Genomic DNA, 20782 nt, shown 5'->3' with positions numbered 1-20782 from the left:
ATTGAGCGCCTCACACCCCCGTTTTCGCGGGTACGAGGTGACTAACTCCCGGTTATCTCGCGCTCTGTGATTCCGTCGGAGGCGCGTTCTTCTCTCTCGTCGTTCTCGTCGACACCGCCGCCGCCGCGAGCCGGCCGCGGGTCGGTCCGTGCGCCCCGCTCGAACGCCGCCGACGGCTCCGCCGCGACCCGTAACCGTTCGTTCTCGCGGCTGTCGAGGAGCATCGCGCCCCCGAGCGACCCGACCCCGATGAGGGCCGAAGCGAGGGACCCGGCGAACGACCGCCGATTCGCGCGGTTCCTCGACGCGACCCCACCGACCAACCGGAACGCGCCGGCGAGGAGGCCCACGACGCCGAGCGCGTAGAGGACGGCCACCGGATGGACGCCGCCGCCGAGGTACCGCACGCGGAGCCGCCAGAGGAAGTCCCTGAGCAGGAGGAACGACAGCCCGGGGACGAACGTCGAGTACCTGATGCCGCTTTCTTCGTCGCCGTAGCGCGCGCGCATCGGCACGGTCGCCACCCGCTTTTCGGCGACGTTCAGGTTCACGAGCAGGTCGTTCAGGAAGCCGTACTGGTCGTACAGCCGGTCGAAGTCGAGCTCCGCGAGCGCGTCCGCCGAGACGGCCGTGTAGCCGTTCTGCGGGTCGCGGATGTGCCAGTAGCCGCTGGCGATGCGCGTCAGGCCCGACAACAGGAGGTTGCCGAACAGCCGCCACGGCGGCATCCCCCGGCGGGTGTCCCGCGCGGCGAGTCGGTCGCCGACGGCGTAGTCGGCGTCTCCGCCGACGACGGGGTCGATGATGGCGGGCATGATGTCCGGGTCCATCTGGCCGTCGCCGTCCATCACGACGACGACGTCCATCCCGTCTTCGAGCGCGCGCTCGTAGCCGGTCTTGACGGCCGCGCCGCGCCCGCGGTTGACCGGGTGTCGAATCGGAACGACGCGCCTGTCGAGCGACGCGCCGCCGTCGGCCGCGGCGACGACGGGCGCGGCCACTCGCTTGTTCGCGCGCGCGGCGTGCCGTCGAATCACCTCCCACGTCCCGTCTGTCGAGCAGTCGTCGACGACGTACGCGCGGTCGACGAACGCGGGGAGCGTGTCGATGACGCCGCCGACGAACCGCGCCTCGTCGTACGCGGGCACGACGACGCCCACGGCGTTACCGCGATACATCGCCCCTCGCGTGCGACCCCTGTGTTGCCCGCCGAGCGCCGGCCGGTCCGCCGCCGTGAGACGGCGCTCCCGGCGGCGACGAATCGAGTCGGAGAGTGCGTAGGAACATTGATACTTCGACCCGCTGATTGGGCCGTTCGGGTCTTTGTTAGTCGTCAGCAACACGTACGAAAACACGAATTTCAGGCGTTTCTGACGGTTAGAACGGGTGTCTAACGTTCTCAGAAACGTGACTGACAGACTCCGAATCACGTTCGGAACGACTGTCCGGAAAATCAGCATATCGGCGCGCTCGGGTCGGCGTGCCGACCGCGTTTCTGTGCGACCGCGTTTCCGTCCCGAGGGAGTCGCCGCCTCAGACGGAATCTCGAATCGAGTCCCAGTAGCTCGACGCCGTGACCACGTCCAACCCGAGTTCGTCCACGTAGTCCATCGTCTCGGCGAACGCCGCCGGGCTGATGGAGCGCCCCTTCCCGGTCACGTCGTGGTACATGAGCACCGCGAGCTGGTTGTACTGCGCGGCGAAATCGAGCGCCTGCTTCGCCTTCTTCACGTCGTCGCCGTCGGTTCGGCCGACGATTTGCGGGTCGGACACCGGACCTGTCGGCCCCCCGACCGTCACGAACCCGAGGTAGTGGTAGTCGCTCGCGGCGTCGAGCGCCGACTCGTCGTACCGGCCGTACGGCCAGATGATGAAGTCGGCCCCGCGTTCGAACCCGTTTTCGACGAGCCACGCCTTCGACTCCCTGATGCTCGCGCGCTGGTCCGCCGGCGAGAGGTCGCGGAACGAGTCCGACCGCTGGGGGTGACTCACCATGTCCCAGCCGGAGTCGACCATCTCGTCCATCCCCGACCGCGGGATGCGGTGGCTCGACCCCACGGTCCACGGGATGACGCCGACGACGCCGGGGAAGCCGTGCGACTCCAGTATCGGATACGCCGTGTCGTACTGGCTCCGGGTGTTGTCGTCGAACGTAATCATCACCTTGCCCGCGTCGGCGCGCGGTTTGGCCCGGAGGGAGTCGACGTAGAACCGCGCCGTCGTGCCGCCGCCGGTGTACAGCTGGATGCTTATCTCGGTGACGTTGGACAGGTCCGGCGACCCGGTGACGCGCCGCGGCCCGAGGTCGAGGCGCTGCCAGCCGGCCGCCCAGACGTGGCGGCCGAGAAGCAGCGTGTTGTCGTAGTCGGGCGCGGCGAGGCGAACCGTGATGCCCTCGGTGTCGGGCGTTACGAGATTGACGGCCAGCGAGAGGTCCGCATCGGAGAGGTCGATGCCGCCGTCGAACGTCCGGTAAATCCACACCCGTTCGTCGGCGGGCGTCGCGTCGAGGCGGAGCGACTGCGACCCGCAGTAGACGACGTCTTCTTCGACGGCGTAGCGTCCCGCGAACGTCCCCCAGAGGCGCTCGTCTTCGAAGTCGTCGACGAGCCATCCCACGTCTCTGAACCGCTCTCGGCTGTTGAACGCGACCGCCAGCGGGTCGCCCGCCGCGTCGACGCTGGGGTCGTCGTAGCTGAATCGCGGGGTCGGAGTCGGCGCCGGCGTCGGCGGCTCGCTCGTCGCGGTCGGCTCGGTCGCGCCGGCCGGTTCCCCGCCCCTCGCGACGCACCCGCTGAGCACGGCGGCGCTCAGTCCAAGATATGAACGCCGTGACAGATTCATACGGATAACTGTCGTCACGAGTGGATAGTAATGCGACTCGTAATTTCAGTAGTCTCGGACTGAAACGTCGAGAACAGCGAATACGCCGATTTTGGCCGGCTTTTCGAACGTCTTCTCCCCCTCGTTTCGCCGCCGCCGGCGAGCCTCGATTCCGCGTCCCTCGCGCCGTCAGCCGCGGTTACACACCGTTTACCAATCACCTTTCCCGTCCAACTGACTGGAAACATGTGTAACCGACGTTGGTCCCTCTCTCTCCCGCTTTCATCTCGCCCTTCGCGGCGACTCAACTCCGATGCACGACGGACGCTGGACAGCCACCGAGAACATCCCGAGCGCGCGGAGGTCTCCCGCCGGTGAAGCGCAGAACCTACCTGAAGACGCTCGGCGCGGTCGGCGTCGGTGCCGCGCTCGCCGGGTGCAACACGCCGGACGAGGAATCGCCGACCGAGACGGCGACCGGGACGCCGCCAACCGAGTCGACGCCCACGCCCGAACCGGACCTCACCGTCCTCGACGCGGTCGAAGACCTCGGGATGGACCCGACGGGACAAGAGCCGGTCGACGACATCCTCGACGGGGCGTACGGCGACGACACGGCCATCGAGTTCCCGCCGGGCGACTACCTCATCACCCGCGAGCACGACTGGGACCGCGGCGTCTCGAACTTCCGGCTCGTCGGCCTCGGCGACTCGCACACGGACGTACAGTTCGTCTTCCCCCCGGCGGACCCCGGCGAGCGGTTCCGGATGCTCCGCATCACGAGCGGGACAGACCACGTCCTGCGGAACTTCTCTATCCAGCAGACCGACGACGACACCACGAGCGCCGACATCTGGCTCGCCAACGACGACGGCGCGCTCATCGAGGACGTCGAGTGGCTCGGCCGCACCCCCACCGACAGCCACGCGCGCGACCAACTGCTGTTGTTCGACTGCACCTCGGTCGAGGGGGTCAACGTCATCCGCCGCGTCTACATGCGCGAGGGCGCGGCGCTCCCCGGCTATCCGAACGGCGTCGCCGGGATTCGCATCACCGAGCGGTCCGTCGGCGAGGTCAGGATGATAGACTGCCACATCGAACAGCTCGGGTCGTCGTCGTTCCGCGCGACCCACACCCGCGGCGTCCTCCGCGTCGAGGGTGGCCTGTTCAAGAACAACGACAACACGAACATGCGCATCTCCGCGGGCGACCACCCCACGAAGACCTCGTGGATCAAGGGCGCGACCGTCATCGTCGACGCGGACAACCTCAACGAGCACGCGCGCGAGGGGGACCGACTCGACAGCCCCGAGGGCCTCCGCATCGACTCGACGGGCCACGGGTACACGGGCGTCCTCATCGAGGACTGCGACTTCATCTTCCGGTCGAGTCCCTCCTCGCCGGGCATCATCACCGTCCCGACCTACGGGAGCCACGGCGGCTTCACGATGCGTAACTGCCGCATCGTCAACGACACCGGCGTCCAGACCATCCACGCCGGGCCGGTCGACACCGACATCGCGCGCGAGCCGTGGGGGATGGTCCTCGAAAACGTCACCATCTCGGGGGCGTGCGAGAGTCAGCCCTACGGCTCTGCGGTCGTCGTCGACAAGAACCGAAACGGCTCCCGCATCGTCGATAGCTGCATCTACCTGCCGAACGGTCGAGTCGGCGGCGTGCTCGTCGACCGCGCGTCGGGCTGCTCCATCGAAAACACCAGCATCAACGTCAGCGGCCCGCCGACCCGGACCCGCGGCGTCGAACTCGCCCTCGACGACGTGACCTACACCGCGACCTGCGCGTTCCGCGACGTGAGCCCGCGCGTCGGCGAAGGGCCTCTCGGAACTCCCACTCGTCGGTAGTTCGCCGCGGTCGGGTGTCCCAGCTCTCGCCGAGGGTGCGTGCAAGACGTAGCGGACGCGTTCAGCAACTCCCCGTCTCACCGGTCAGAACAGTAGCAAACCTTACCCAGTAGTATGTTCTACCAGCGAACATGGCCACGTCGGTAAAGATGGACGACGACACGAAATCCCGTCTCGAACGGTTACAGGCCGAGATTCGGCTCAAGACCGGGACGCGAGTGACGCAGCAGGAAGTCTTGGCACGGCTCGTCGAGAACGCCGTCGAGTCCAAGGCTGACCTCATCGACTCGTTCCGCGAGAAGCGCGTCCCGCTTTCAGAATCCGAGCGCGAGCGGTTCCACGACGGGATGGTCTCGTCCGGCGTCACGACGACGGAAGAGGACATCGACGACGTGCTGTACGGATGAGCGTCTTCGTCGACACCGGCGTGTTCTTTGCGCACCACGATACGGATGCCGACCGGCACGACCAGGCGGTTAGCGCATTCGACGAACTGTTCGACGGGGAGTTCGGACAACCGTACACGAACGACTACGTCCTCGACGAGACGGTGACGCTCACGCGCGCTCGAACGGGTTCGTTCGAGGCAGCGGATACCGTCGCCGGTCGTATTCTCGGCGAGGAACCGTTTCCGAACGTGTTCGAGATGGTTCACGTCGAACCGGACGACGTCCGGGCGTCGCTGGAGACGCTCCGTCGATACGAGGACCACGACCTCAGCTTCACCGATGCGACCATCGTCTCTCTGTGTGAGTCGCGTGGCATCGACGCCGTGTTGAGTTTCGACACGGATTTCGATGGGCTCGTCGACCGCATCGAACCGGGGTACCGCTAGGTTTCAACAGCGCCACGGCGAGCGCCGACCGAAAAAAGAGCGGTCCGCTCAATGGCCCCTGAAGTTGAGTCCCGGCGTCAGCGTGATACCGGTCCCTCGGGTCCGCTGCAAACTGAAAAATGTATCCGCAATAACATTTATCGGGATGTGCGCCGCAGTTCGATCTATGGTTCGGCTCTGTTATCGGTACGGTCCCGGACGGCTCCCGTACGCCGGGCGAAACGACGTCGGAGGCGGGATAGCGATGGCTGCAACCGGGTTGTTGGCAATCACCCTCTGGTTCGGTGCTGCGGGGCTGCTGACTCTCGTCGGCGCGATGAACGGGACACTCGGGTTCGTCTTCGGTCTCGGACTGGTGGCCGTCCCGGTAGCGATACCGACCTCGTTTATCGTGGGCACGCTGCTCTGGCGACGGCTGCGAGCCAACGAAGACCGTCAGTGGTACGGCGCTGTTTTCGGCGGGTTGACTGCGTTTGGGAGCCTCGTTACCGGCGCGTTCGCCCCCGCTCTCCTCGTCGGCGTCTCGAACCTCGCCCGCGGTGAGATGGTCCTCCGAGAGGCAGCGGTCTTCATCGCCGTCATGCTGCCTGTGAGCGTGGTTTTCGCCGTCATCGTCGCCGGCTGGTTGGTCGTTCCACTCGGCGCGTTCGGCGGGTGGTATCACGAGCGTGCGAAGGCGTGCTCCTGACGAGCGCCGACCGAAAAAAGAGCGGTCCGCTCAGCGACCCCTGAAGTTGAGTCCCGGCGTCAGCGTGATGCCGGTCCTCGGCTCTTCCGATTCGTCGCCGCCGCGGTCGTGGTCGGCGGTCGATTCCTCCGCGCCTTCGTCGTCGCCGCGGTTGAACAGCGCGTGGTGCACGTAGCGGGCGAAGGGGACCGGGTCGTCGAGGCGCGCGAGGTCGAATCTCGGCTCGCGGTAGATGGACGACGCGACCTCCCAGACGGTCTTGAGGAACGACGGGCGCTCGACGAGCGGCGAGTCGTCGCGGCGGACGCTCATCACGTAACCGAGTTCGCCCCAGAGGTAGTGGGTGCCGACGCCGAGTTCGTACCCCGGTTCGATGCGGTGTTTCTGCCCGGTCGCCTGCAGCCAGTAGTAGTACGGGAAGTCGGCCCCGGCGCGGACGGTCGAGGGGAGCGACTGCCACATCCGGGGGTTGATTTCGATGAGTTTGAACTCGCCCGTCTCGGCGTCCTTGAGGTACTCGATGCACGCGAGGCCGTGCCACTCGATGTGGCCGAGGAGCTTCCGCGCGACGGATTCGAGTTCCGGGTCGTACACCGAGGTCCGGTAGACGCCGCCGCCGCCGGTGTAGGAGTTCCCGCGAATCTGGAGGTGCTGGAACGTCGCCAGCGGTTCGCCGTGGTCGTACAGCGCCGCGAACATGAACTTGTCCTCGGTCGGGACGTAGTCCTGTACGATGGGGTCGTGTTTCATCTCGGCGAATATCTCGTCTCTGTCCGGGCGGTCGCCGGGTCGGACGTGGTGGACGCTCTTGACGATGTCGTACTCGTGGGGGTCGTAGCCGTCGACGTACTCGCCGGCGACGACGTTGTACCGCGGCTTGATAATCGAGGGCTCGTCGAACGACTCGATTTCGCTGAACAGGCGGGTCCGCGGCATGGGAACGCCGGCCTCGACGGCGGCCTCGTAGAGGAGCTTTCGGTCGTGGACCCGGCGGAGCGTCTCGAAGTCGGGGACGACGAGGTCGACGTATCGCTCGAACTCGTCGCGGTACTTCGAGAAGACGTAGCCGTCTTCGGGCCGCGTCGGGATGACGGTCTTCACGTCCGGTCGGGCGGCGATGCCGACGAGGGCGTCCTTGTAGGCCACGAGGTCGTCTTTCGGGGCGGGGATGCGGACGAGTTCGTCGCAGAATCGGGACGAGGCCGCCGGCGTGTCGTCGTGTTCGGAGGCCATGACCGTGTGGATGCCCCGTTCGCCGAGCGACCGGACGCAGGTGTAGTTGCCCGACGGAACGAGTACCGAACCCCGGGCGTGCGCGCGCTTGGACATACCTGAACCGTCGCGCGATGACCGAATTAGTATGGGTCCGCTAACGGATTCGGGGCCGAAGACGGGGACGGGTTCGCCACGCCCGACTCGGTGGCCGGCGCGCCGGCGTCCGCCCGAGACGGGACCGGACCGCGCCGCCGCGCAAACGTCGCGCCGGTGACCGACCTGTGGGTTCGAACGCGACGGACCGGATTCGATTCCTGATAGTCGAGAAATTCGACGGTTTCGGGTCGGTTATCCACAGCATACCGGGGTGTTGGCGAGACTGCCGCGCCGCTCGATGACCTGCCGAGTCGGCGAGGCAGGCGCTCTCGACAGAAGAACAGTTCGGCGCGGTGCCGAGCGAGTCGACGCCTCAGGCGGCGGGCGGCCTCAGAGCACGTCGTCGTCGAGGCCGCCGGGGTCGCCCGCGGTGTCGAAGAGGTTGTTCTGGGCGCTCTGGACGAAGTCCGACTGGACGCCGCCCTCGTCGTCGACGGGGGCACCGTAGGCGTCCATTCCCATCGAGAGGAGCTCCTCGACGGCCTGTTCTTCGCTGATGAACTCTTCGTCGACGAGCTGTTCGAACTCGACGAGCAGTTCGTCCGGGAGATTGACTTCTACGACGGGCATAGAATCGCGTTCGTGCTCGACATACTTGAGCGACCGGGTGTGAGTAATCGCGTGTTGTGGCCGCAATCGGTCGCCGCGACTGACACTCCGGGTCGAACGGCAGTCGCAACCGCGTGAATTATCAGCGCCCGCTCGGACCCTCCACGCGACGAACGGCGTCGATTCCGCGACGCCGGTGACCGAGAACATCGACGTGACCCGCGACACAGACCCGGCGACCGACGACGACGCCCCCTCAGAGAGCGACGAGCTCGGCTGGCTTCCGGAGCGCGTCGAGCTGCCGAGCGACGAGTGGGTCATCTACCCGCCCGGCGAGCCGCGGCCGGCGAACTTCGCGCTCCGCTTCGAGAAGGCCGTCCCCGCGGTGCTCGTCGGCATCGACCCCGGCGACTCGCTGGGCGTGCACGTCCTCCCGCATCCGGGTGGCCTCTCCGTCTCCGCCCGGTTCGGCGGCCTCGTCGACGACTCGCTCCGCGAGTTCGAGCCGCCGGCGTCGGACGACGAGCGCGAGGCGGTCGCCGCGTGGGCCCAGACGTGGGTCGAGCGCGTGGACGACCGGGCCGAGCGGGCGCGCATCCGGACGGCCTGCGCGCCGGTTCCCAACGCCGGCGACCGCGTCTCGCGGGCGCTGTTCGACCACTTCGGGAGCGCGGACGCCGTCGCGGCCGCGGTGCTCGAACGCGACACCGCCGCGCTCAGGCGCGCGTCGGGCGTCGCCGAGCAGACGGCGACCGACTTGGTCGTCCACTACGGCACCGACGCGGAGTGGGAGCACTACCGCCGCCACCGCGACGCCGCCCCGTGACTCAAATCGCGATTTGACTCTCGCGTAGGGTTATTCCCGTCCGCGACGATTACCGAGTATGTCCCTGACACGACGCACCTTCCTCGGTTCGACCGCCCTCCTCTCGTTCGGCCTCCTCGCAGGCTGTGTCGGCGACGGTGGGTCGGACGACGGAACGACGACCGACGGCGAGACGACGACTGACGACGGAACGACGACCGACGGCGAGACGACGACCGACGAGCCGACGGACACGACAGACGACCTCCCGGACGGAAACGGCACCGACGACGGGACCGGCGGCACCCGCCCGTCCGGCGGCCCCGGAATCTCGCTGGTCGGCGTCGACGACGCGCCCGACGTGCCCGTCGAACACGACGTCGAGATAACGGAGGACCTCGCGACCGACGAGCACCCGCCGCAGGTCCGCATCACGCTGACGAACACCGGCGACGAGACGGTCGAGGTCGGCGAGGGGAGAACCGTCTTCTTCCAGTACGTCTCGGACACGACGAACGACCTCATCTTCCTCCCCGCGGACGGCGAGTACCCCGCCGAGGCGGGCTGTTGGCGGCTCGAAGACCACATCGCCGTGACCGATGAGTACCGGGTTCTCTCGCTCGAACCCGGCGAGTCCCGGTCGGAACTGGTGGACCTCTACGGCGTCGCCCAGTCCGAGAAAGAAGAAGCGAGCTGTCTCCCGGTCGGCGAGTTCCGCTTCGAGGCGGACTTCGCCACCGGCGGGCTCTCGGGGTCTGACGACGAGCGGCAAGAAGCGACGTGGGGGTTCTCGCTCGCGCTGGAGTGAGGACCGCGGGTACCGAACACGCCCCAACGCCGTCGAATCGGGGGCTACTCGGCTCCCTTTGCGGCGGCCGAGTCCGAGACGACCGACCAGTCCGAGGGGTCGATGTCGCGGCCCTCGACGGCGCTGTGTTCGGGATACGCCGTCATGACGAGATACGTCGCTCTCCCGGAGAGGTAGTCGGTCAGCCGACCGAGGTTCTCGTCGGCGATGCCGCCGAGGCGGTCCACGAGCATGACCGGCACGCGCTCTCCCACGTCGAACGCCTCGTAGCCCGCCAGCGCCGTCGCCAGTCCGAGGAGTTCGACCTCGCCCTCGCTGAGCGCGTCGAGCGACGCCTCGCGCCCGTCGCGGGCGACGACCAGTTCGAACTCGCTCGTCAGCCGCGCGCTCTCGAACCCCGTCTCGAACAGCGGGACGATATCCCGAATCGAGGCGTCGAACGCGTCTTGTGTCTCTTTCTTTACCTCTTGTTTCCGCCGCCGGAGACGGGTTATCTCCTCGGTGAGCGACTGTCGCTGTGAACGCAGTGATTCGAGCGTTTCGGCTTTTGTCTCTACAGATTCGAGCTCTGATTTCGCGTCGTCGAGACGCGCTTTCGCGTACTTCAGATCGCTTTCGATATCGGTCACCTGTCCGACGTCTGATTCGATTCGTTCGCGGAGGTCGTCGATGCGCTCGGCGAGTTCGGCGTCGCGTTCGCGCGCGTCGTCGAGGCGGCGTTCGAGGTCCGACCGGCGCTCGCGTAGCTCCCGAACTTCGGTCCGAAGCTCCCGTTCGCGCCGCCGTCGCTTCTCGCGCGTCTCGACGCGCTCGGTGAGTTCCTCGACGCGCTCTCGGCTGGCTTCGGCCGCCGTGGTTCGGCGTTCGATACGCTCGGCGAGCTCGTCGAGCCGCTCGGTCACCGACGACGCGTCCGTCTCGGCACCGCAGACCCAACACGCGAGTTCGTCGTCGACGATGCCGTGTGTCACGTCGGTCAGCAGTTCGGTCCGGTCTTCGGCCACGACGCGGCGGTTCGCGTCGTAGACGCCACGCAGGAGTTCGATATCGCGTTCCTGTCGGTGGAGTTCCCGCTTCGCCGCGTCGAGTTCGCGCGCCAGTTCCTCGTCGTCTTCCACGTCGAGTCCGTCGAGTTCCTCGCGGCTCGATTCGAGTTGTTCTCGCACCCGCTCGGCGGTCGATTCGAGCCGGTCGATTCGGCTCTGGACGCGGGAGCGCTCCGCGCGGGCGTCGCTGAGCGCCTCGCGCGTCTCGTCCCCGCCGGCGGCGTCCGCGGACGCCGCGCGCTTCGCCTCCAACTCCTCGACCTCGGCTTCGAGTTCCGACACCCGCGAGACGAGCGTCGGCAGGCGGTCGGCGGCGTCTTCGGCCTCGGAGAGCGCCTCGTCGACCCGGTCGCGCTCGCGGCGCGCCTCGGCGATGTTCGCGTCGATGTCCTCGAAGTCGAGCGGTCGCGTCAGGAGGGGTTCGAGGTCGTCGCCCTCGCGGACGGCCCGCCGAATCTCGTTTTCCTCGCCGAGGAACGCGAACAGGTCGGCGCAGACGCGGTCGGCCTCGTCGGACAGATACGGCTCCCCGGTCGTCCGGACGCGCCCCCCGTCTCGGGTCAACTCGACCGCGCACTCCCGTTCGTCGGTCGAAAGCGAGACGCGCCCCTCGGTCGCGCCCTCGGTCAGCGGCGACGCCGTCCCGAGGGCGGTCGCTATCGCGGCGAGGAAGCTCGATTTCCCCTGCCAGTTGCTCGCGCGGACGGCGTTCAACCCCGGTTCGAGCGTCGCGCTCCCGCGCCGAATCCCGGCGACGTTCTCCACGTCGAGCCGCCAGCTCATGCCATTCCGACGGCCGCGACGAGTTCGAGCGCCGCCCCGGAGAACTCGCCGAGCGCGAGGCCGGCGCTGGAGAGCGCACCGATGGGGAGCACCGCCCGGAGCCGCCCGCCCGAGTCGGCCCCGCCGTCGGGCGCGACGCCGGTCTCGCGGACGGCCTCCTCGGCCATCTCGTCGGCACCGACGTGGTGCTCCTGACAGACGAACCCGCGGTCGAGCGCGTCTTCGAGCGGGACCCGCGTCGGGCACTCCGCGCAGGACACCTTCACCTGCACGTCGACGCCGGCGTCTCCGGCTCCGGCGAGTCGCCCTTTCTTCCCCAGGGACGCGAGCGCCGACTCGGCTTTCTGTCTGACCGTCTCGCGCGCGATGTCGACGCTGTTTCGCTCCCAGTCCGAGGACGCCTCGACGGTCGGCTTCTCGCCGTCGAGACAGTCGTTGAGGTGGCGTCGCATCGTGCTCCACGACGCCATCGCGCCCGTCAGCTCGTCGGCGTCGATGCCGTCGGTGGCGAGGTCGGCGGCCACGTCGCCGTAGTCGAGGTCGTCGTCGCCGACGAGGGCCTCGTACTCCGCGTCGAGGCGCACGTCGGTCACGTCGCGACCGTTCCGCTCGTAGACGCGCGCGAGCAGTCGCTTGTTGAACCACGTCGTGAGCGACTTGTACCCCTCGCTTTCGCCGCCGTCAGCCCCGGTCCACCGCGCCAGCAGATAGTCGTCGATGGAGTCGTACCTGCCGGTCGGCGCGGCGAGCCCGTACCGTTCGATTGCCACGTCGACCTTGCACATTGTCTCGTTGCACGAAACTGGTGGCGCGACGGTAATAAGACTACGCTTGGCGGACGGATGGCCCCGTTTCAGTCGTCGTCGCGGCCGCGTTCGTCTCGTCGTCGCGTCTCCGCTCCTCGCTCGGCTTCCCGTCGCTCGGCTTCCCGTTGCTCGGCTTCTCGGTACTCGTTTTCCTGCCGCTCCGCTTCTCGCCGTTCTGCTTCCCGTCGCTCGTTGCGCCGTTTGGTCCGGAACTGTCGGAAGCGCTCTTCCTGTTCGCGCTCGTCGAGGTACCGCCGGATGTATCGTTTCTCCACCTCCAACTCCGGGATGAGCCGCTGGGTGAGGTAGTTGACGCGGAGCCGAAGCCGTCGAATCTCCGCGAGGAGGCGCAGGAGGACCGCCCGCATCTCCGCCAGTCTGACGACGTCCTCCACGACCGACTCGTAGGACCCGACGAGTTCGTCGTCGAGCGCGCTCGTGCCGAGGACGCCGTACCCCCGCCCGTCGAGCGACCGCCGCGCCGACGTGCTCATGAAAAACGGGACGGTCAGCCCGACGAGCTTCGTCTCGGAGACGATGAGCTCCGTGTGGGAGTCCCGCGCCTCCGACAGCGCGCGAAGCGCGATTTCGCCCTCCCGCTCAGCGCCCTGCACGTGGAGCTCCGCGGCGTCCCGGAACGCCTCGTCGGTCTCGCGGCGGAGTTCGGTCCACCGGTCCAAGAGGTCGAGGAGGACGAAGATGAGGCCGTCGCGCCGCCGTTCGAGGATGTGTTTCCCCTTCCGCGCGAGAGCCAACTCGTCCGTCACCGAGAGGAGTTCGCGGTTCGTCGGGGCCGTCCGCCGGTGTCGCCGATTTGGCATTGTCTACGATATGGTCTCCCCGACGGTTGATATAGTTGTGTCACCGATACGTAGCCGGCCAATTTGACAAGGACTAAGCCCCTGTCACTACCGACTCGAACACGAGTATGTCCAGACACGCGGCCGCCGAGTCGACGCGCCCGGCGGTCACGGCGACGGCCGTGAGGAAACAGTACGGCGACACCGTCGCGGTTCGGGACGTGTCGCTCGACGTTCGCAAGGGGGAGGTGTTCGGTCTCATCGGTCCGAACGGGGCCGGGAAATCGACGCTCATCGGTCTGCTGACGGGGACGCGAGTCCCGACCGAGGGCTCGGTTCGGGTGTTCGGCGAGTCGCCGACCGCGGTCGACCGCTCGCGGATGAGCGTGCTCCCCCAGGAGTTCTCGCCCCACCGGCGGCTCACGGGCCGCGAACTCGTCTCCTACTACGCCGGGCTCTACCCGGACCCGCGACCGGTCGACGAGGTGCTCGACCGAGTCGGCCTCGACGCCGGGGACGCGGCGACCGCCTACACCGACCTCTCGGGGGGCCAACAGCGCCGCGTCTGCGTCGGCGCGGCGCTCGTCAACGACCCCGAACTCCTGTTTCTGGACGAGCCGACCACCGGCATCGACCCGGCGGGCCGCCGCGACGTGTGGGACCTCGTCGACTCGCTGGCCGACGGCGGGACCGCCGTCGTGCTCACCACGCACTACATGGCCGAAGCCGAGCACCTCGCCGACCGCGTCGGACTCCTCACGGACGGCGAACTCGTCCGCGTCGGCCCGCCCCGGGACCTCGTCGAGCGCTTCGGCGGCGAAACCCGACTCGCGGTCCGGACCGAGCGCCCCCGCGCGCTCGACCTCGACGCGACGCCCCTCGACGGCCGCCGGTACGGCGACTACGAGTACCGCTTTTTCGACGCCGGTCCCGACGACCTGACCGCGATGCTCGACCACCTCGACGCGGCCGACATCGCCTACGAGGAGGTGAGTCTCGTCCGCCCGACGCTGGAGGACGTGTACCTCAACCTCGCCAGCGAGCGCGGCCACGGCTGCATCGCCAGCGCCGGTCCGGCGGGCCTCGCCGGGAACGCTGAGGTGACCCGATGACGACGACCGAGACGGGCGGAGCGGACGAGACGGCCGCGGCGGCCGAGACGAGAGAGGCGGCCGACGGCAGTCAGGCTCGCGGGTTCGCCGAGGCGACCCGCCGGGTCCGCGCGGAGGCCGTCGCCGAGACGCGCGCGTTCCTCCGGCGGCGGACGGCCGTCTTCTTCACGTTCTTCTTTCCCGTCTTCATCGTCCTCATCTTCGGCGTCCTCGTCAAGACCGGCGCGACCGGCGGTCTGTTCTCCCGCCCGGACGCGTACTACCTGCCCGCGTACCTCGGCGTCGTCGTCGTGTTGACGCCCCTGTCGCGGGTCGGGAGCACCGTCGCGCGAAACCGGGCGTCCCGACGCTTCGAGAAGTTGGCGACGACGCCGCTGTCGCGTCTGGAGTGGCTCTCCGCGCACGCGGCCGTGAACGTCGCGCTCATCGGCCTCGCGGGCGTCCTGCTCGTCGGCGTCCTCGCCGCCGTCGGCGACCTCGGCGCGGCCCCCTCGCTCGGCGGCGACGCGCTGGTCGTCGCCTTTCTCGTCGTCGGCATCGCCCTGTTCTGCGGGCTCGGCTCGCTCATCGGCTCGCTCGCGGACTCCGAGGACGGCGTCATCGCCGCCAGCAACGCCGTCGGCATCCCGATGGTCCTCCTCGCGGACACGTTCGTCCCCGCGTCCAGACTCCCGGCGGCGCTCCGCCCGGTGGTCGACGCGCTCCCGCTCACCTACTTCGCACGCGGCGTGCGCGCCGCCGTCGCCGGCGGCGAGCTCCCGACCGCGCTCTCCGACCTCGCTATCCTCTGCGGCTTCGCCGTCGCGCTGTTCGCGCTCTCGGCGCGACTGCTCCCGTGGCGCGAGTGAGACCGCTCACTCGTCGCCGTTCCGGACGTGGTAGTCGTCGCGGCGGCGCTTGAACCACCGCGTCATCCACGAGATGACGCCGAGGTCGCGCTTCGCCATGATGACCGTGCTCGCGGCGTCGCGGCCGACCGTCTCCGGAATCGCGCCGAAGACGAGCTGCTGGAGCAGCCCCTCTCTCGTCGCCCCGATGACCGTCAGGTCGAACTCCTCGGTCGCGGCGACGATGGCCGTCGACACGTCCTCGCCCTCGCGGACCGAGGTCGTCACCCTGACCTCGTCGTCGCCGACCGCCGCGGCCGTCGAATCCACCCGGCGCTGGGCGTCCTCGCGGTCGCTCTCGTCGGCGCCGGGCGCGACGACGTTCATCACGTGAATCTCGGCGTCGTTGGTCCGCGCGATGGCGCGGCACACCTCGGCGGCGAGTTCGGCGTGCGGGCCGCCCGCGGTCGGCAGGAGAATCGAGTCCACCTCGCCGTCCGTCGGGCCGATACGCTCGACGAGCACGTCGCAGGGGGCCTTGGTCACGACCTCGTCGACGTTGCTCCCGAGGATGTAGTCGCGGCGGCGACCCCGGCCGCGCCAGCCCATCAACACCACGTCGCTGTCGTGTTCCTCGATGGTGTTGAGGATGGCCGTCCCGGCGTCGTGGCCCAGCCTGACCGTCCCGCTGACGGGCACGTCGGCGTCGGTCGCTAGCTCCATGACCGACGAGATGGTCTCGCGCTTCTCGTCGACGAACCGCCGCCCCTCCGAAATCGGCGTCTGCGACGGCACCTCGACGGCGCTCATCACGAGAATCTCTGCGTCGCGGTCGCGGGCCACGTCGATGGCGGTCCGCATCAACTGCGCCGCGTTGTCGGGGTTGGCAATCGGGACGAGCACCTGCGACTCGCGCCGCTCGGGGGCGCGTTCGGTCACGACGGTCGGGGTCTCTTCTTCGAGCTTCTCGGCCTCCTTGCCCTCGGAGTAGCCGTAGTACACGACGAGCCCGAGCGCCATCCAGACGGCCGTGGTCACGAGCGCGACGAAGCCCTCAGACCCCGCGCCGAGCCCCGGCGTCAGCCCGAGTTCGAGGAGCAAAAACGGCGTCAGGATGAACTGGAGGACGATGCCGATGAGCGGGGGCCACGGCATGTACGGAATCTCGTACGTCCGCGGGAGGTCGGGGTGGGTCGCCCGCATCTTGACGACGGTCCAGTTCACCTGAATGAACAGGAAGATGAACATGATATCGGCGGCGGCGGCGACGCTCTCGATGGGGAGCAACACGGCCATGAGGCCGATGAGGACCGCCGAGAGGCCGATGGCCCAGTGGGGCGTCCGCTTGTCGCCGTGGATGCGCCCGAAGAAGCCCGGGAGGACGCGGTCGCGGCCCATGGCGAACGACACCCGCGACGAGGAGTAGATGGTCGCGTTGAGCGCGCTCATCGTCGCCGCGAGCCCGGCGAACAGGAGTAGCGGGACGCCGTACGGGACGAACTGCCCGGCGGCCTCGATGATGCCGAGTTCGCCGAGGTTCCCGAGGACCTGCCACGTCGGCGCGGCGGTCGTGAGCCCCGCGCGACTCGCCAGTTCGGCGGTCACGTCGATGCCGCCGATGGCCGCGAAGGCGACGAGGACGTAGATGGGGACCACGATTGCCATCGAGTAGAACACCGCCTTCGGGACGTTGGTGCCGGGGTCGACGACCTCCTCGCCCGACTGGACGATAATCTCGTAGCCCTCGAAGGCGATGTACGTGAAGCCCATCGCGCCGATGACGCCGACGAGGCCGTTCGGCGCGAACGACGGACTGTCGAGGAACGTCGCGGTCCAGTTCGGCTCGCGCACCGTCGCGAGGATGCCGAACGCCACGAAGACGCCGAGGATGAGAATCTTGATGGTCGTGACGACGACGCCCGCCTTCCCCGTCTCCTCGGCCCCGCGGTAGTTGATGTACGCGAACGCGAGCACCATCACGACCGCGAGCAGTTTCTCGACGAGCAGGCGGTCGAGCAATCCGAACAGGACGAACCCGTCGGGCAGGCCGGCGAACACCACGAAGAACTCGGTGAGGAAGACGCCGAAGGTGACCGCGTAGAGCGCACAGGCGACGGCGTGGGCGAACCAGCTCATCCACCCGGCGTAGAAGCCGTTGGGGTCGGCCAGCGCCTCTTTCACCCAGAGGTAGCCGCCGCCCGCCTCGGGGAACGCCGCCCCGAGCTCGGCGTAGGAGACTGCGGTGAACATCGCCACCAGCCCGTTGAGTATGAACGCCACCGTGAGCGCCGGGCCGGCCAGCCCCGCCGCGAATCCGGTCAGCGCGAAGACGCCCGCGCCGATCATCGCGCCGACGCCGATGAACGTGATGTCGGCGAGGCTCATGTCGCGCGAGAGTTCCGTTTCCACCGACTCCTCTCCGGGTGCGTCGCCGCCCCCAGCGGTCGATTGCGTGTCGGCCATCAGGTGGACTCTCGAAGGGCGGACAGAAAAACCCCGATGGGTGACGGCTCGGATTCGAGCCGTCGTCGCCGGGTTCTCACCCGCAGAATACGGGTCTCTTTCGACCGGGTGCGGCTCGGCGCGCTAGCCGCCGAACATCGTCCGCATCATGGGATGCATCTCCATGAGCTGTTCTTCGGCGATCTCCTCGTACAGCTTGTACGTGATGGAGACCGTGAGGAGGAGCGAGGTCCCCGAGACGCCGCCGATGGTGCCGAGCATGTTCGCCATGACGGCGAGCAGGCCGACGAGGACGCCGCCGACGACCGTCACCTGCGGGATGTACCGCTCCATGACCCGCTCTATCACCTGGGGGTTGCGGCGGAAGCCGGGAATCTGCATCCCGGAGTTCTGAATCTGCCGCGCGGTCGCTTCCGGCCCCATGTCGGCGGTCTCGACCCAGAAGATGGAGAAGATGGCCCCGCCGACGAGCATCAGCGTCAGGTCGATGACGACGCGGACGAGAATCTGCCACGGCTCCTGCGACGCCGACCCGAGCCACCACATCCACTGGCTGGGCGCGTGAATCGGGTTCAGGTAGTAAAACAGGCCGCCGGTGACCTGTCCGCTCGTGTACTGGCCGAGCCACGCCGGCATGCCGGCCCACTGGCTGTTGAGGATGCGCCCGAGGAACTGGACGTTCGCCTGCAGCGCGCGGACGAAAATCATCGGCAGGACGCTCGCGTAGATGAGCTTCACGGGGAAGCGGCCGCGAGCGCCCTTCACGCGGGCGTGCGAGAGTGGAATCTCGACGCGGACGCTCTCGGCGTAGACTACGATGCCGAAGATGAGAAGCGTCGTGAGGAGCGGGACGATGCCGCCCACGCCGAACAGGAGCGCCTGTATCCCGCCCGCCGTCGCGAGCGACGGGACCGTCTCGGTCCCGGCGAGGACGTGGACCCACTCGGAGACGATGCCGGTCGTCGACGCGCCGATGGCGGGGTCGGCGAAGAGGCCGCCGACGAGACGCTGGCTGACGCCGGCGATGATGAACAGGCCGACGCCGGAGCCGACGCCCCACTTGCTGACGACCTCGTCCATGAACAGCACGAGCGCGCCGCCGGCGAATATCTGCGCGAAGATGAGCCACTTCACGCCGACCGCTCCGACGCCGAGGGCGCTCGCGACCGCCGGGTCGGCCGGGAGGTAGCCCCCGGCGAAGACGATGGGGAGGCCTTGGAGGGCGATCATCCCGAAGACGAGCAGTTTCTGGAGGCCCTGATAGAGGATTTGGTCGCCCGGGTCGTCCGTGTCGAGGCCGAGCAAGTCCCCGCCCTGTAGCAGTTGGAGGACGATGCTCGCGGTGACGATGGGACCGATACCCAACTGGAGGATGGTCCCCTGTCCCCCGCCGAGGATGGAGCGGAACTGCCCGAAGATGTCCTGACTCCCCGTCCCGACGCCGAAGAGCGTGACGTTCGTCAGGAAGAAGTACAGGACGAGAATGCCGGCGGTCCAGCCGAGCTTTCGGCGGAACGGGACGTGGCCCTCCGGGCGGGCCACGGCGGGCATCCGACTCAGAACCGGTGCTGCGGTGTCTTTCCAACTCATGGTCGAGTGCGAGTGGCTGTTGGCGATTGCATGGTCTGTCGCGCCGACCGGCGTCGTCACTACGCGAGCGGCGTCCGCACGGGACGCCGTCGCTGTGCTCGCGAATCGGCGGTTCAATCAGTCGTGGCCAGTCGTCGCGTATAACTGTATCGATGCGGTGACTATCCGTCCGCCGACGTCGGTGCCGACGGGGACGCCGCGGAACCGGCCGTCGGAACCGACTCGTCGAACGACTCCCGCGGTTCGGCGTCGACGACGCGGAGCGGACGCCGCCGCCCCGCCCGGTCGAACGCGGCCACGCAGTCGTCGTCCCACGGCGGGACCGCGACGAGGACGACCTCGCGGAGCGTGTCGCGCTTCGTCGCCGCCAGCGGCCCCCACGGGTGCGAGACGAACTGCCCCGGCGTCCGCCCCGGCGCAGTCGAGAGGTCGACGCCGAAGACGCCCCGGACCGCCGCGCCGGCGCTCGGGTGGACGAAGTGGCTGAACACCGGTCGGGTCGCGTCGAGCGACTCCGCCCCGTCTAACTCGCCCGCGGCGGTCGTTCCGAGCGACAGCGATTCGCGGCTCGGCTCGGCGCGCGCCGCCCGGTCCAACAGCGCGTCGAGCAGTCCGCGAGTGACGTAGACCGCGTGGCGCGTCGGGTCGCGTTCCGGGCCGACGCGCCGCCGAGTGCGACGCGGCCCGACGAGTCGGGTGGCGACGGCGACCCACCAGAGGCCGACGCCCAGCACCTCGGCGTCGCTCGCGGCCTGTAGCTCCCACGGGGGATGCGGTAGTCCGAGTCGAAGCGTCGTGACCTGCACGGCGAGTCCGAGGAGGACGAGGACGGCTCCGAGCGCGGTGACGAGGCGAGTGAGACGGGCGACGGAATCGCGGTTCATCGGTGTGCTGTGGTCGGGCAGTCGCGGTGTCGTTTTCGGTTTGGCAATCGCTTAGTGGTTGTCTGCTGTTTCAGAGCGTTACTCCTTGAAAAAGACTATAAGCGTCCACGCGAAACCCCCGATTGCCGTGTTCCACGGCCACGAAGCGGCCAACCGCTACCCATCGTCTTCGATCCGATAGCACCCCTCGGTGGTTTAGCCTGCCCGGTGTCGCCACCGTTGACCGCTTCGACACGCGACACCCCATCCGACGCAGTCCCCTTGTTTCGGCATCGCGTCGGCGGGTGCGCGCTCGACAACCATGACGAGTACACAGCCCCGATTGCCGGTCGAACGCTCGCTCGCGCGAACGACGCTCGGCGTCGACCTCGCGTCGGCGGCGGCGCTCGCCGCCGCGGCCGTCGTGTTCCGCGGCCCCTCGGCGGAGGTCGGCGACGACGCCGTCGTCAGCGTCCTCCTGTTGGGCGTCGCCTGTACCGGCCTGCTGCAGCTCGCGGCGCGTGGCGGCCTCTCCTACCCCACCAACTCCGCGGGCGTCCTCATCGGTCTGTGGCTCGTCGGCGTGTCGTTCGACCTCGGCGCGGGTCATATCCTGATGTGGGTCGGCGTCGCCGCGGGCGGCTGCGTCGTCGCGACGCACGCCGCGCTCGCGCGTGCCACCCCCTGACCCGCTTCGCGGCCGCTCGCCAGTCGGTGTTCGAAACGAAACTGACAAACACCCTATCGCGCA

Annotated in this window: 19 protein-coding genes; 9 read left to right on the top strand and 10 right to left on the bottom strand. The window is 68.4% G+C overall.

Annotated elements, in window-relative coordinates; genetic code table 11:
* Positions 1 to 41 precede the first annotated feature (41 nt).
* Both NDI65_RS13485 and NDI65_RS13480 read right to left on the bottom strand, forming a co-directional pair.
* Positions 42 to 1178, bottom strand: coding sequence for a glycosyltransferase family 2 protein (locus tag NDI65_RS13485; RefSeq protein WP_089781108.1), 1137 nt, complete (start codon positions 1176 to 1178; stop codon positions 42 to 44).
* Positions 1179 to 1533: 355 nt separating this feature from the next.
* Positions 1534 to 2802, bottom strand: coding sequence for a polysaccharide deacetylase family protein (locus NDI65_RS13480; protein WP_089781105.1), 1269 nt, complete (start codon positions 2800 to 2802; stop codon positions 1534 to 1536).
* Positions 2803 to 3197: 395 nt separating this feature from the next.
* Here NDI65_RS13480 and NDI65_RS13475 point away from each other — a divergent pair, with 395 nt between their 5' ends.
* The 4 genes from NDI65_RS13475 to NDI65_RS13460 all read left to right on the top strand — a co-directional run bounded on the left by NDI65_RS13475 (position 3198) and on the right by NDI65_RS13460 (position 6208).
* Positions 3198 to 4685 carry a twin-arginine translocation signal domain-containing protein gene (locus NDI65_RS13475; RefSeq protein WP_089781103.1) on the top strand — a complete coding sequence of 496 codons (1488 nt, stop codon included), beginning with the start codon at positions 3198 to 3200 and terminating at the stop codon, positions 4683 to 4685.
* A 131-nt stretch (positions 4686 to 4816) separates the two neighbouring features.
* Positions 4817 to 5092, top strand: a complete 276-nt coding sequence (locus NDI65_RS13470; protein WP_167344169.1) for a hypothetical protein — start codon at positions 4817 to 4819, stop codon at positions 5090 to 5092.
* Positions 5089 to 5520: a PIN domain-containing protein gene (locus NDI65_RS13465; protein ID WP_089781100.1), complete on the top strand. Its 432-nt coding sequence runs from the start codon at positions 5089 to 5091 to the stop codon at positions 5518 to 5520. The genes NDI65_RS13470 and NDI65_RS13465 overlap by 4 nt, the downstream gene beginning before the upstream one ends.
* Before the next feature lie 244 nt (positions 5521 to 5764).
* Positions 5765 to 6208 (top strand): hypothetical protein, encoded by a 444-nt coding sequence (locus tag NDI65_RS13460; protein WP_089781291.1) that lies wholly within the window; start codon positions 5765 to 5767, stop codon positions 6206 to 6208.
* A gap of 30 nt (positions 6209 to 6238) precedes the next feature.
* Here NDI65_RS13460 and NDI65_RS13455 read toward each other — a convergent pair whose 3' ends face one another.
* Entirely contained in the window at positions 6239 to 7537 is a 1299-nt protein-coding gene (locus NDI65_RS13455) for an ATP-grasp domain-containing protein (RefSeq protein ID WP_089781098.1), read from the bottom strand.
* Positions 7538 to 7909: 372 nt separating this feature from the next.
* The gene (locus NDI65_RS13450) at positions 7910 to 8149 is read right to left on the bottom strand and encodes a hypothetical protein (protein ID WP_058572429.1); all 240 of its coding nucleotides are present in this window, start codon (positions 8147 to 8149) and stop codon (positions 7910 to 7912) included.
* Positions 8150 to 8342: 193 nt separating this feature from the next.
* Here NDI65_RS13450 and NDI65_RS13445 point away from each other — a divergent pair, with 193 nt between their 5' ends.
* Both NDI65_RS13445 and NDI65_RS13440 read left to right on the top strand, forming a co-directional pair.
* On the top strand, positions 8343 to 8954 hold the full coding sequence (locus NDI65_RS13445) for a hypothetical protein (RefSeq protein WP_089781289.1): 612 nt from the start codon (positions 8343 to 8345) through the stop codon (positions 8952 to 8954).
* A gap of 58 nt (positions 8955 to 9012) precedes the next feature.
* Complete coding sequence (locus NDI65_RS13440; RefSeq protein WP_310893738.1) at positions 9013 to 9741, top strand: hypothetical protein; 729 nt, start codon at positions 9013 to 9015, stop codon at positions 9739 to 9741.
* A gap of 44 nt (positions 9742 to 9785) precedes the next feature.
* Here NDI65_RS13440 and NDI65_RS13435 read toward each other — a convergent pair whose 3' ends face one another.
* From NDI65_RS13435 to NDI65_RS13425, 3 genes are all read right to left on the bottom strand, one after another.
* The gene (locus tag NDI65_RS13435) at positions 9786 to 11570 is read right to left on the bottom strand and encodes an archaea-specific SMC-related protein (RefSeq protein WP_310893737.1); all 1785 of its coding nucleotides are present in this window, start codon (positions 11568 to 11570) and stop codon (positions 9786 to 9788) included.
* Positions 11567 to 12355, bottom strand: a complete 789-nt coding sequence (gene rdfA, locus NDI65_RS13430; RefSeq protein ID WP_089781090.1) for a rod-determining factor RdfA — start codon at positions 12353 to 12355, stop codon at positions 11567 to 11569. The genes NDI65_RS13435 and rdfA overlap by 4 nt, the downstream gene beginning before the upstream one ends.
* Before the next feature lie 68 nt (positions 12356 to 12423).
* Complete coding sequence (locus NDI65_RS13425; protein WP_089781088.1) at positions 12424 to 13197, bottom strand: V-type ATP synthase subunit D; 774 nt, start codon at positions 13195 to 13197, stop codon at positions 12424 to 12426.
* 107 nt (positions 13198 to 13304) lie between these two features.
* Between NDI65_RS13425 and NDI65_RS13420 the strand changes: the two genes are divergently transcribed.
* Together NDI65_RS13420 and NDI65_RS13415 are read left to right on the top strand one after the other, a co-directional pair.
* Entirely contained in the window at positions 13305 to 14288 is a 984-nt protein-coding gene (locus tag NDI65_RS13420) for an ABC transporter ATP-binding protein (RefSeq protein WP_089781086.1), read from the top strand.
* Positions 14285 to 15136, top strand: coding sequence for an ABC transporter permease (locus tag NDI65_RS13415; RefSeq protein ID WP_089781084.1), 852 nt, complete (start codon positions 14285 to 14287; stop codon positions 15134 to 15136). The genes NDI65_RS13420 and NDI65_RS13415 overlap by 4 nt, the downstream gene beginning before the upstream one ends.
* 6 nt (positions 15137 to 15142) lie before the next feature.
* Here the strand turns inward: NDI65_RS13415 and NDI65_RS13410 are convergent, their stop codons facing one another.
* The 3 genes from NDI65_RS13410 to NDI65_RS13400 all read right to left on the bottom strand — a co-directional run bounded on the left by NDI65_RS13410 (position 15143) and on the right by NDI65_RS13400 (position 20052).
* Positions 15143 to 17578, bottom strand: a complete 2436-nt coding sequence (locus NDI65_RS13410; protein ID WP_310893736.1) for an amino acid permease — start codon at positions 17576 to 17578, stop codon at positions 15143 to 15145.
* A 123-nt stretch (positions 17579 to 17701) separates the two neighbouring features.
* Positions 17702 to 19168, bottom strand: coding sequence for a preprotein translocase subunit SecY (gene secY, locus NDI65_RS13405; protein ID WP_089781287.1), 1467 nt, complete (start codon positions 19166 to 19168; stop codon positions 17702 to 17704).
* 161 nt (positions 19169 to 19329) lie between these two features.
* Positions 19330 to 20052 (bottom strand): hypothetical protein, encoded by a 723-nt coding sequence (locus NDI65_RS13400; protein WP_089781080.1) that lies wholly within the window; start codon positions 20050 to 20052, stop codon positions 19330 to 19332.
* Between the two features lie 301 nt (positions 20053 to 20353).
* Between NDI65_RS13400 and NDI65_RS13395 the strand changes: the two genes are divergently transcribed.
* On the top strand, positions 20354 to 20719 hold the full coding sequence (locus NDI65_RS13395; protein ID WP_310893735.1) for a hypothetical protein: 366 nt from the start codon (positions 20354 to 20356) through the stop codon (positions 20717 to 20719).
* Positions 20720 to 20782: the final 63 nt, after the last annotated feature.

The organism is Haloferax sp. S2CR25 (assembly GCF_031624535.1).
Classification (GTDB): domain Archaea; phylum Halobacteriota; class Halobacteria; order Halobacteriales; family Haloferacaceae; genus Haloferax; species Haloferax massiliensis.
The sequence above is the reverse complement of the archived record's forward strand: the minus strand, read 5'-3'. Positions and strand labels throughout refer to the sequence as shown.